8 protein-coding genes are annotated in these 11507 nt (G+C 50.5%); 3 read left to right on the top strand and 5 right to left on the bottom strand.

Features of this window, described 5'->3' with window-relative positions; all coding sequences use genetic code 11:
• Positions 1-13: 13 nt before the first annotated feature.
• The 5 genes from HOV93_RS00245 to HOV93_RS00265 form a co-directional block, all read right to left on the bottom strand.
• On the bottom strand, positions 14-3736 hold the full coding sequence (locus tag HOV93_RS00245) for a DUF1553 domain-containing protein (protein WP_207394444.1): 3723 nt from the start codon (positions 3734-3736) through the stop codon (positions 14-16).
• Between the two features lie 71 nt (positions 3737-3807).
• On the bottom strand, positions 3808-4239 hold the full coding sequence (locus HOV93_RS00250; protein ID WP_235989640.1) for a hypothetical protein: 432 nt from the start codon (positions 4237-4239) through the stop codon (positions 3808-3810).
• A gap of 74 nt (positions 4240-4313) precedes the next feature.
• The gene (locus HOV93_RS00255) at positions 4314-5246 is read right to left on the bottom strand and encodes a DUF1559 domain-containing protein (RefSeq protein WP_207394445.1); all 933 of its coding nucleotides are present in this window, start codon (positions 5244-5246) and stop codon (positions 4314-4316) included.
• Positions 5247-5372: 126 nt separating this feature from the next.
• A complete protein-coding gene (locus tag HOV93_RS00260) occupies positions 5373-7076 on the bottom strand; it encodes a FecR domain-containing protein (protein WP_207394446.1) in 1704 nt (567 codons plus the stop codon).
• Positions 7073-7603 (bottom strand): sigma-70 family RNA polymerase sigma factor, encoded by a 531-nt coding sequence (locus tag HOV93_RS00265; protein WP_207394447.1) that lies wholly within the window; start codon positions 7601-7603, stop codon positions 7073-7075. The genes HOV93_RS00260 and HOV93_RS00265 overlap by 4 nt, the downstream gene beginning before the upstream one ends.
• 622 nt (positions 7604-8225) lie before the next feature.
• Here HOV93_RS00265 and HOV93_RS00270 point away from each other — a divergent pair.
• The 3 genes from HOV93_RS00270 to pseB all read left to right on the top strand — a co-directional run bounded on the left by HOV93_RS00270 (position 8226) and on the right by pseB (position 11501).
• Positions 8226-9068 (top strand): ABC transporter permease, encoded by an 843-nt coding sequence (locus HOV93_RS00270; protein WP_207394448.1) that lies wholly within the window; start codon positions 8226-8228, stop codon positions 9066-9068.
• Positions 9069-10385, top strand: a complete 1317-nt coding sequence (locus HOV93_RS00275) for an ABC transporter ATP-binding protein (protein WP_207394449.1) — start codon at positions 9069-9071, stop codon at positions 10383-10385.
• Between the two features lie 117 nt (positions 10386-10502).
• Positions 10503-11501, top strand: coding sequence for a UDP-N-acetylglucosamine 4,6-dehydratase (inverting) (gene pseB, locus HOV93_RS00280; protein ID WP_235989642.1), 999 nt, complete (start codon positions 10503-10505; stop codon positions 11499-11501).
• Positions 11502-11507 lie beyond the last annotated feature (6 nt).

Consider the following 11507-nt stretch of genomic DNA (forward strand, 5'->3'; position numbering starts at 1 on the left):
ATGATATCAACGCTTAGGGCATCCAAACGAATTCTTTGAGGTTAGCAACGCTCCAGACGAAGTCTTCGTATCGCATCCGCCACTCGGACTGAAGACGTGGGTCAGCCGGCGGGCCTTGGCGAACACGTTCGGCATGCTGCTGCTGAATCGTATTCGCTTCCGAACGTAAGTGATTCGACCAAGTGACCTGCGGCAACCGGTCCCATGGTTTCGGTTGCACAACTTTACTTTGCGGAACCAGTCGATTAACGAAGCCATCAGAAAGTCGCTCGTGAAACAGCGTTCGTTCCTCCGGCGTGGGATATCGACTCAATAGACGTAGAAACACCGAGTCGATCAAAGCATCGACCGATTTCGCATCGACTGCCAAGTCGGCTAAGGGAGAATTGTAAGCGGCTTTGGTCAAATTGATGGTTAGATTGCTATTTGCCATGACCGCTGGCTGGCGAACGTTCGGATCTGTTTCACGATCCGTCTTTGGTGCCTGTCGATCGGCAGACCATCCAAACGCAGTAAGCACTTCCGAGACCATCGCCGCGTAAGGAAACGTAAGGCTCGGTCGATCACGTTCGTTAGACAGACTCACGAACATCCAACTGCGATGTGGGGTGCCGAAGTTATTCCGACTGCCGGCGGCACGACGACCATCCGGATCGACCGTCATCGTTTCGACATTCATTTCTTGCCCCGTTGCGGCATACAGTGAGTCGACAATTTGCTCGGCCGTCATGCGGCGGCGTTCCGGAGCGTTGAACAGCCGATGCATTGGCTCCGCACTCAAGTTCTCTCCAATAGCCTCTTGCTGATAGAGATCTGATGTCATGATCACTTTAGCCAGATGCTTGATGTCATAGTCGTTGGCGACAAGCTCTTTTGCCAGCCACTCGAGGAGTTCCGGATGGCTTGGCGGATTTCCCTCCCAGTCGTGCGGCAGTTCGACGAGCCCAGCACCAATGAGCCGACGCCAGACGCGGTTGGCAATCACCTGCGCAAATCGTGTGTTTTGCGGTGCGGTGATCAATGTCGCCAACTTTTCGCGACTATCTCCCTTATTCTGCATTAAGCTCCATAGTTGCTCGTTATCCTCTGCCCCTGTTAGTTGAGCGAAGGGCCATGTTGGCGTTACAGGTTCGCCAGGCTTTAGCGTCACCTCAATCAAGGAATCTCGCTCTTTCGCTTCAAAAAAGCCTGGCGGCACGGTACTCGACTTGGGCACGGTCACCGATTTACGGGCAAACATTGCCGCAAGCGAATAGAGATCGCGTTGGGTAGTAGAGTGATACGGCGAGTCATGGCAGCGAGCACATTGCATCTCAACACCAAGAAAGGCACTCGCCACGACATGCCCTTTGGCTGCAAACGGCGAATCGTTCTGGGCTGCCTGGGCGAAACCCGCGCTGCCACCTTCGGGACTACTTCCACGCATCATCATTAACTCGGTAACCATTCGATCGATTCCCTTATCATCGACAAGAGAATCGTACAAGAACCATCGAAAGGGACCTGTTGCGTTGAGGGTGGCATTGATCATCGTAGGATTCTCGGCCAGTAGGTCCTGCCAGTAGCCGACCCAGTGATCTGCCCAACGAGGATCGGCGAGCAATCGATTGATCAGTTGCTCTCTCTTGTTCGGCGAATCGCCCTTTAGAAACTCCCTCACATCGGCCTCAGATGGAACAACACCGACCGTATCGAGATAAGCCCGCCGGATAAACGTTGCGTCATCTACAATTTGGGCTCGCTCAGTACGTCCTTCAGCTAGTGAAGCCTCTGGCCATATAGCTCCATCGGCAATCCACTTTTCGAGAATTTGGATTTTCTCCTCCGACACACGCTTACCGGTTGGCGGCATTCGTGTGTCTTCCTCGGAGCTTCTCATTCGAGAAATTATTTCGCTGGCATGTGGATCGCCCGGTTTAATCGCTGGCTCGCCGGAGAAGCCTCCGAGCACAGCCAAATCACGCGCGTTCAGTGAGAGACCTCCCTTGTCCTTTTCGCCATGACAACGAAAACACTCGCCACGAAGAATGGGAAGCACCTTCGACTGGAAGTGATTCGCTTCGGACATTGGCAAATCGCCACTGGTGGCTTTCACTTCTTCAATCCGAGCAACAATAAAAGCGTCGATCGGATGCTCTACCCTGGACGAAGTTGCGGGAATATCTGGCTGCGGATTTTGAGCAACCCATTCTCGACCAATTTCATGTCTTTGTTCCCACCATTTGCCCTGAGTGGCAGCCGCGATGTGACGATTCCTGTCATTGAGTCGGGTCATGGAAGCCGAAATGCGGTCCAGTTCCGCTTCGACAGCATGGTCTGTCAACGGAAGAGGATCGCTGGACAGATTTAATGGCCGCAAAATGGAAAAGGTCTCTTCGCCATCAGTGCTGATGGCAACGGTTAGTTCCCCCGGTTCTGCTCGGAAACGCTTGCCACCAGCGATCGCTTCCACCACTACCCGGACTGGACCGGACTTCTCAATCGAAAGCGTCTCTTTCACTTCCTTGCAGCGATGCCACTTCGCGCGATGGCCAGGAGCAGGCGGCTTGGTGATCGGGGTAATCGGTTCCTCGCCATCCGGGGAACCCGAAAGAGGCGTCGTCTTTGCAATCAACTTCCCATCGATCCACACTCGCGACATGCTTCGGGCACGTAAAAGCAGCGTATGTTCACCTTGGGGAAGCATCACATTACCAGCCATACGTACAACCACAGGAGCTTTCCAGGCCGTGCGGATGCCCCAGTCGTCATAGCGCACAGGAAGTTGATCGAGCAGGAAAGACTTTCCAGCCCAAAGTGCCGATGCTTCCGGGAAGGACTCGTCCGACATCAGCCAGCGATCGTGGGCAGGAAATCCTTCATGAAAGGTTACTTGAACTTCGTTGGGAGGAATGAAGCCCAGATCTGGCATCGCTTCCGGCGCAGGACCAACGACCGCTCGCTGTCCCTCAAACCGAAAACGCTTCTCGAGTATTTCGTCACTAAGAATCTCGCGATGAATGGCAATCGAGTCGAGCCCACCTCGGAAACTTGTTGTGGATGCTCCTCCCATCGACGAGCCGATCCATATTTCATCATCGTCAACAATAGGGGCCTCCTCCGTCGGGCCACCCATATCCCAGAAACCGTCCACCTTCTGTCCGTCGATCCAGGTACCGATACTCTTCGATTCACCAAAGCGATAAGTCGCGGCGATATGGTGCCACCCACTACGAGGAACAAATCCTTCGCGAGACGTCCAACGATGCCAATGGTTTTGACCGGCAGCAGAGTTCGGCGTGGCGAAGAGGAAACTCACGCATGCCTTGCCATTGAGACGTCGAACTCGAAGCGCCCAGTTCTGATTGTCTCGTGAGAAGCCTGGCCGATTCGTTCGCCCTTTGCCAATCACATACGTGTTTTCCCCTTCACGCAGTTCGCGAATATCGACCCAAGCTTCCAAGGTAATCTCGTCTCCGTTGGTGAAATCAAACGGACTAAGCTTACCCGGATCAGAAAAGACAAACCGAGAACCACTTCCATCGAATTCAACAGCCGTATTATTGACCGGAAAATCGGGAAAATCCGGTGGCCTAGGACCAGTCGTATCACGATGGACACCCCCAACCGATCTCAGCGGAGTCTCCTCTTCGGTTCCAAATTCCCAGCTAGCGACCGGCTCCTCCGCGAATACAAGTGGTAAATCCCAAGACGCTATCAGTAGACAGAGTATCAAGAGGGGACGGATACGATTCATAGGAGGGCCTTCCGAAATTGTCTTCATGGTGGGAGGTGTTTGGCGGGTCGAGAACTGGGGATAGCCGAACGTCAATCATTCAATTCCAGCGCAAATTGATTTTTACCACTGGAGACGACCTCAGCTGTCAGTTCGCTAGTAGAGAAGCTGGTGTACTTTTTAGGAATCATTGATTTGGGAACAGTCATTTCTGTGTTCGCTGCTGTCGCTGCCATTACGCCGGCGTCTACCTCTGTCGCTGTCACAGAAACTTGATGCGTACCGACGATGGCGCCATCACCATTACCGTACGTCGACAACGAGAATCTCCCGTCGGATTGAATCTCGCCGGTTGCTGGTGAGCCTGCCGGAGGACGAAAGCTCACCCGTCCGTATGGAAGCGGCTTCCCGTTGTAGGTGACGATGCCCGTTACGGGTGCCGTCTCCAACCCCTTCTGCCCGAAGCAACCCGAACAAAGCATCAAGCCTATCGAAAGCATAAAAAGCAAGCCGAATAATCGCATATGTATTTCCTCACGCCATCGCTTAGGTAGGGTTGCGAAAGTCTTAAACTAGATAGGTCGGAAGCTGGGAGGGACTAGGGGATCGAATGCGACTCGCCGCCATCGATCGTGGCAATTGCTTGGTAAACTTCAAAATTAATAGTCTCTGGCAGGAAGTGAACGCTACCGTCCGCTGCAAGAAAACTGCCACCGCCTGGATGCTTGCTGGTGAACGGAAGATGATTGAACGCAATCCCGTCGTTTCGATCACGGCGAGAGTTGATCGTGTCTTCGTAAATGATCTTGACGTTGTAGAGGGCACCATTAACGGTGCTCGTTGTGCCAGCGATCCAAACTCGCACATTTCCTGGAAAACCACTATTTACGCCTGTGCGATCACGGTGAGCGTAATCGCCAATCATGATCGTATTACTCAACCCATCAACAATATCGGCAGCACGGCGTTCGCCATTAATGCGAAACACTCCGTTGGATGTGATCATCCCGTGCCCTGCATTGCCGGGAAGATTTTGATCGAGTACCGAGTCATTAAAGTAGACGCCCGCGATACCTTGATAGGTAAGCAGTGCTCCATCGGAATATAACGCACCGGATGTATTCTTAGAGTCGCCATTGAAACTGGGACAGATGAAGCCATCGACGACTGTCTTCCGAATGTCTTGTTGCGCTGCGGCCAAGGGGTTCAGCGAAAAATTGTACTGATCGTACAAAGCGTTCTGTTCAATGAATGGCAGTATCGCCACCGCCCAGCCATGCGAGTCCCATTGACCAGATTGCAGCTTGTAATACGAGCCTGGCGGAAAGCTTTCTTGGCTAATGTCCATATAATTGTGGCAAGCAAGGCCCATCTGCTTAAGGTTGTTCGAACACTGCATTCGACGAGCGGCCTCACGGGCTTGTTGCACGGCCGGCAGTAAGAGAGCAATTAAGATCCCAATGATGGCGATGACAACAAGCAACTCCACAAGCGTAAATCCGAGCTGACGTGATCGAGACAATCGTTTCATGAATAGGTGCCTTCGAGGCGAGAACAAGAGGAGAAAAAATGAGTAATGGATGGCCGATCAAAAGAGCCAAATGGATGACATCGACCCTTTGCCCAAATTGGCCTATCTGTGGGACTGCAAGATAAGTTACGGCTTCGCTTTTGAGAGGTTATTTGGTTGCGGTCGCTCTACCTCAGGAAGTCCCGCGATGAATGTAGGATCGACTATATCATCATCATTCAGGGCATCTTGAAAAAACAAACCTTCGACCTCGGCCCCTTCCTCATAGCCGAGATCGGAGAGATCGATCCCCACCGCAATCGCTTGAAATTTAACGGCCTGAATCATCGGAGTCGAACGGAAGGATTCTAATTGGGAAAGTGAACGTGGAACGTTGTCAAACTTCTGCAGGAACAGTGGCTGAACTTTCAGTGCTTCCGGAGACTCGAGAGTAAGGTCGTACGATGTTACAGTGTGCGAATGCAAACCATCACGAAATTCGAGTGGGCTAATGTGAAACGCATCTCCGTCGAGCGGGTTGGAGAACACTTGCAGTTCAAAGAAGACTACGTCCGCCCCAGGACCATTCTTAACGGGACGTTCAAATCGAATCGCCATGCCAGGCGTTCCATATTGCCCATTACTTTCATCAACGACCAAAATTGGATCATCCGTTAATTGCTGCTGGCTCCCACCAATATTAATTACGCCGGTACAGATGCTTCGGTCTGAAGCTAGACTGGAATGAACTACCGGCAAGGCGGCCTCTCCGATCAAATAGCCATGGCTATCTTGGGCATGAAAATGTGTGATCTGAGAACCGATAAGATCTTCAACCGGATATTTATAAGTCTCGCCACCACGTTGAACCTGGACGCTCAGTAATTCATCGGCCCGGCCATCTTCAGACATAGTCGCTTCATACGCGACAATTCGATCAGGCAATTGCCGCTGATACTGATCGGCCTTGTAAGGAACAGTGACCGCTTCCTGGGAGTCTCCGTACGAAAATCGACGAGCTTCGGCTGGTTTAAGTCGCAATTCAAAGATTTCGCTTTGAACGTTTTCCCTGGCAATCGTTTTTTTTCCATATATGTCCGCCGCCCCTTCGACAACTTGCACTTCGGTAGCATTGTCCTCCAATACATGAACTGAGAATCGAGTTCCTCGATCAATGACATTCACCTCAGGAGTCTCTACCTGAAAACCTTCGGCTCCCTCAGGTGCATGAACGCTACAACGGCCAACATCGAGAGCCAATCTTTCTTCCGATTCAACGCGAAATACTGCAGGGCCTTCGATTATTACGGAAGCACCTCGCTTAAAGGCGAGTTCCACCATTCCTTCCTTTAACACATAGTCACGGTTCTTGAGAGGAGAAACATTGATCTTAGGTGGCATTTCGCCGAAGAATCGAGCATGCGCTAAATTGGCGAACCGTACGTCATTGACTATTTGCTTATGCGTCGTCGGTTGTATATTGGCGGTTTGGGAGTTCGCGTTCTGGGCAAGTGGACTCCCACCAAGCGGAAGTAATGCTCCTACGAGAAACGCGATCGGTAGCAAAAGGGCGATTGCCAGTCCTGTTTGCCAAAAGGCAAAGCTTGGGTTGCTTTCAGTTTCTCTTTTCTGGGAAGCGACCTCGACCGTCTGACCTTCATTCGAAAGAGAAGCAACCTCAGGCAAATCCTCATGGATTTGCAGAGCGTCCAGGTAGTGTTGTCGCGATACAGGATCGTCTTTCAGCATTTGGTCGAGACGATGAAATTGATCATCGGTGATCGATCCATCAATAAGTCCCGCGATTAGATCGTTCAGTCGGCAATTATCGGCGTTGTTCGCTTCGCTCACGATGCGCCCTCCGAGGCCGCCAGCGATCTACGCACGCAGTTGGCCAGTAGATATCTAATTCGTGCCAACGAACGATAGAGTTTCGCCGTAGGCTCTTCGATTCTCGTTGCTAAGCTTTCCACTGTTTCTTCACTGAAGTACCGCAATTCGACCAGTTTACGGTCCTGGCTTTTTAGCTTACGGAGACAAACGGATAACGCTGCTTTTCGCAGATCGGATAGCTGCTGATGTTGTTGATACTCGGCAGCGATAGATTCGACTACTTCTTCCGAGAAATGCCGCCCGCGAGTCTTGGCTCGTTTACGATGCTGCATTACCTCGTACAAAGCAAAACGACATGCCCAATTGAAGAACGGTTGGGTCACATCATATTGATCAAACTTCCGCATGAGAGCTATCGCTGTCTCTTGAAGGATGTCATCAACATCGGACGTCACAGGCACCAATGCACCGACATATCGCCGTAAACGACCTTCTGCCTTGGCGTACAACCGAACAAATTCTTCATTCTGCTTTGTAAATTCCACGATCACTCCGATTTGCTTCCCATAGAGTCATCCTGAAACCAACCAATTCTCGCAATAAATTTGAGAACTTTAGAATTTCCTGGAACCGCTCTACCAAAGAGTAACCGTAACACACTTCAACAAAAAGACTTACGAATAATTCGACTGATACCGTAGTGGTAGTTGATTTTAGAAGTTGAGAACGTCAAAGCATCCTTTAAATGAACACTCACCGACCTGCTGATATGAGGGCACCCAATACGTCGCACACCCCTAGCGGCAAACGAGCATTTACCTGCCATTAACATTGCGCAAGAGCGACTCCCCTTTCAAACTAACCGCACATGGCGGGGAACTCATCAACCCGACCTCAGCACAAATCGGGTGTAACAGACGTGCCTAAAAAGACTTACGTCCTGCGACCCTGTCTTTCAAATGAATAAATGTTTGCTGAACACGGATTCAACCGAGATGAGCCGGACGAACTCTCATTTTCATATCCCATCATCACTGCGCTAACACAACCTTAATATACGCCTCTTAAACTGAGTCGTTTGAGTTCCTGCCTAGCTTGCTACTAGGTAAGCGATGTTCGCTGGAGCCAGATCAGATTGATTTAGTGATTGCGTAAACCTCGGCAAGTATGGCAACCGGCGAAATACAGGACGATCTTCAATACCACAGTGCCCGGCACCAGTGGGACCTGATCGATATTCAGGAACTCTGGCGCTTTCGCGAGCTGATTTGGATGTTTGCTTTGCGGGACCTGAAAGTACGTTATCGACAAACGTTTGTCGGTATTGCTTGGGCCGTGGTTCAGCCGTTAGCAATGATGCTCGTCTTCAGTTTTTTCTTCCGTGTTTCCGGTGGTAAGCCTTCAGAGAGCGGCTTGCCGTACGCAATCACCGCGTTGTGTGGCTTGATTCCTTGGCAATTGTTTGCATCGACTGTAACGTCTGCCACCCAATCGATTGTGGCCAATCAGCAACTGGTGACCAAGGTTTACTTCCCTAAGATCATTCTTCCGATTTCGTCCGTAACCGTGGCCTTGGTCGATTTCAGCATCGCTTTTTGCATGCTGCTCGTCGTAATGGTCTGGTATCAGGTTGCTTTTACTATGGCGATACTTCTGTTGCCGCTGATGATCGTCATTGTCGTGGTTTGCTCGCTCGCCGTATCATTATGGCTATCGGCAATGAATGCGATCTATCGGGATGTTCAATATCTCGTCCCCTTCTTACTCCAGATTGGGTTGCTGGCCAGCCCCACTGTTTATGAGGCCTCGATGGTCTCGCCTGAGTGGCGATGGCTCTATTCGCTCAATCCAATGGTTGGTGCCTTGGAAGGATTTCGCTGGGCGATTCTTGGTACTGCACCACCAGCTTTGGGTCCCATGGCCATCTCTCTAGGTTGTATGCTTGCTATCCTGATCGGCGGAATGATTTACTTCCGACGAATGGAACGTTTTTTTTCAGATCGAATCTAAATGCCGAAACACGCAATCCGAGTCGAAGGACTGGGAAAGAGATTTAAGATTGGAGTCCAGCATGGCGGTCATCGGCTGACCGAAATGATCTCTGGTTACGCGCGCTCGGCAATCAACACACCTGTGCGATACTTGCGTACTCTTCGCAAAGCCAAGAGTCCGTCAGCTCCTCCTCCAGCGTCCGAATATTGGGCTTTTCGTGATCTGAATTTCGACATCCTACAAGGCGAAGTCGTTGGAATTATCGGCAGAAATGGGGCTGGAAAAAGCACTCTTTTGAAAGTGCTGTCACGAATTACTGAGCCAACCGAAGGCCGCTTTGGTGTGCGGGGTCGAATCAGTTCTCTTCTAGAAGTCGGCACAGGCTTTCATCCAGAACTTACGGGCCGTGAAAACATTTACCTAAGCGGCGTTGTCCTGGGCATGAAGCGTGCTGAGATCAAACGGAAGTTTGATCAAATAGTTGATTTTTCAGGTACGGAAAAATTCCTGGAAACGCCGGTCAAGCGATTCTCGTCGGGAATGCAAGTCCGGCTTGGGTTTGCAATAGCTGCATTCTTGGAACCTGAAATTTTGATCGTGGACGAGGTTCTCGCGGTTGGGGACCACGAGTTTCAGAAGAAATGCTTGGGCAAGATGTCGGCCATAGCTGAAGAAGGCCGCACGATAATCTTTGTCAGCCATAACGCTGGTGCCGTGCAACAAATGTGCTCGCGTTGTATCTGGCTTCGAGATGGTTCGATACACGGTGATGGTGATCCACAGTCGGTCCTTCGCGATTATATGTCTCCAGATCAAGGGGATCTCTACAACTTACCCGTGAAGGGAAATCTCGGAGTAGAGATTCGTTCAATCTTGCTCAATGAAGTTCCCCTAAGCGACAACCAATGCATTCGCTTTACTTCACCATGCGATCTGACATTCGAGATTGGTGCGGAAACACCCCTCCCCAATCTTCAACTGATGGTACGCATTGGCAGCGGAGAGTCTCCTCTCTGCGAACTAAACACCGCCTACGACGCGAAAAGCATTGCGTCTGGCCGGGGCAATCAAGTTTCAGTTACCTGCCAGATTCAATCCCTGCCATTTTATCCCGGCACCTATGATCTTTCGCTAAGACTCCGAGGTGCCGGGATGAGTCGAGACTTGCTTGCCTGGACACCGGTAGGGGAACTTAAAATAGTCCCCGATTTTGAACTCGCAGATAGCGACAACACCCAATTCCACAACGCATTCGAGACTCGTCCGCCGGTCCACTGTTCTCATACTTGGACTGTTCAGCGAAATGAGAAGGCTCACGCGACAACCAGAAATTGATTGCCGAAAAGGGATCGCCTTAGATATTTCAAGCACTAGTCGAATGTCGCGGTTTGCAATACGAGGCGTTAAAAGACATTTCGATTTTAAGACTGTAAACGACAGATGAATGAATCAATGAATAACGTTCTTATTACCGGTGGCACTGGATCGTTTGGAAACGCGCTTGTCAAGCGACTTTTCACCTTGAATGAAGTGCCTTCACGCATTGTCATCTACTCGCGAGACGAACTAAAGCAGTATGAAATGAGACAGCGATTTCCCGCTGACAAGTACCCCCAGCTACGGTTTTTTATTGGGGATGTTCGTGATGGCGAAAGATTAACGCGTGCTATGGAAGGAGTCGACACAGTCGTTCACGCTGCGGCATTAAAGCAAGTGCCAACCGCCGAATACAATCCTTTTGAATGTATTCAAACTAACGTCATGGGTGCCCAAAACGTTATCACGGCTGCCTTGCAACAGAACGTCCACAAGGTCGTAGCGTTGTCGACAGATAAAGCGTGTGCTCCCATCAATTTGTATGGGGCCACGAAACTCTGCTCGGATAAACTGTTTATTGCGGCCAACAATATTAAGGGACCTCGCAGTATTACATTTTCAGTCGTCCGTTACGGCAACGTAATGGGCTCCCGTGGTTCAGTTATTCCGTTCTTTTTGGAACGTCGCAATAGCGGAACGCTTCCTATTACTGACCCCCGTATGACTCGATTCAATATCCTTTTAAGCGAAGGGGTCGACTTGGTCCTAACTGCCCTAAAGAAATCGCTGGGAGGTGAATTATTCGTTCCGAAAATCCCTTCCTATCGAATTACTGATGTCGCTAAGGCGATTGGGCCAGATTGTACACAGGAAATCGTCGGCATCCGTGCTGGCGAAAAACTGCATGAGGAAATGATCACCGCCATTGATTCCCTGCAGACATTAGAGACCGACGACCATTTCATTATTGTTCCCTCTCATCCGCATCTCGGCTTAACCTCTCAAATCAACAGTTTCGCTGAATTCCATGAGGCACAACTTGTACCGGAAGGCTTCTCGTATCGCTCAGATGAAAATGCTCAATGGTTGACTATCGATGATATTCGTAATTTGATTGAAACCCAAACCTTTTAACATTCC

The organism is Bremerella alba (assembly GCF_013618625.1).
GTDB classification, from domain to species: Bacteria; Planctomycetota; Planctomycetia; order Pirellulales; family Pirellulaceae; genus Bremerella; species Bremerella alba.

Excerpts from the sequence above, each read along its gene's own strand:
- HOV93_RS00245 (WP_207394444.1), bottom strand. The coding sequence starts at position 3,736 with ATGAATCGTATCCGTCCCCTCTTGATACTCTGTCTACTGATAGCGTCT.
- HOV93_RS00250 (WP_235989640.1), bottom strand. The coding sequence starts at position 4,239 with ATGCGATTATTCGGCTTGCTTTTTATGCTTTCGATAGGCTTGATGCTT.
- HOV93_RS00255 (WP_207394445.1), bottom strand. The coding sequence starts at position 5,246 with ATGAAACGATTGTCTCGATCACGTCAGCTCGGATTTACGCTTGTGGAG.
- HOV93_RS00270 (WP_207394448.1), top strand. The coding sequence starts at position 8,226 with ATGGCAACCGGCGAAATACAGGACGATCTTCAATACCACAGTGCCCGG.
- HOV93_RS00275 (WP_207394449.1), top strand. The coding sequence starts at position 9,069 with ATGCCGAAACACGCAATCCGAGTCGAAGGACTGGGAAAGAGATTTAAG.
- pseB (WP_235989642.1), top strand. The coding sequence starts at position 10,503 with ATGAATAACGTTCTTATTACCGGTGGCACTGGATCGTTTGGAAACGCG.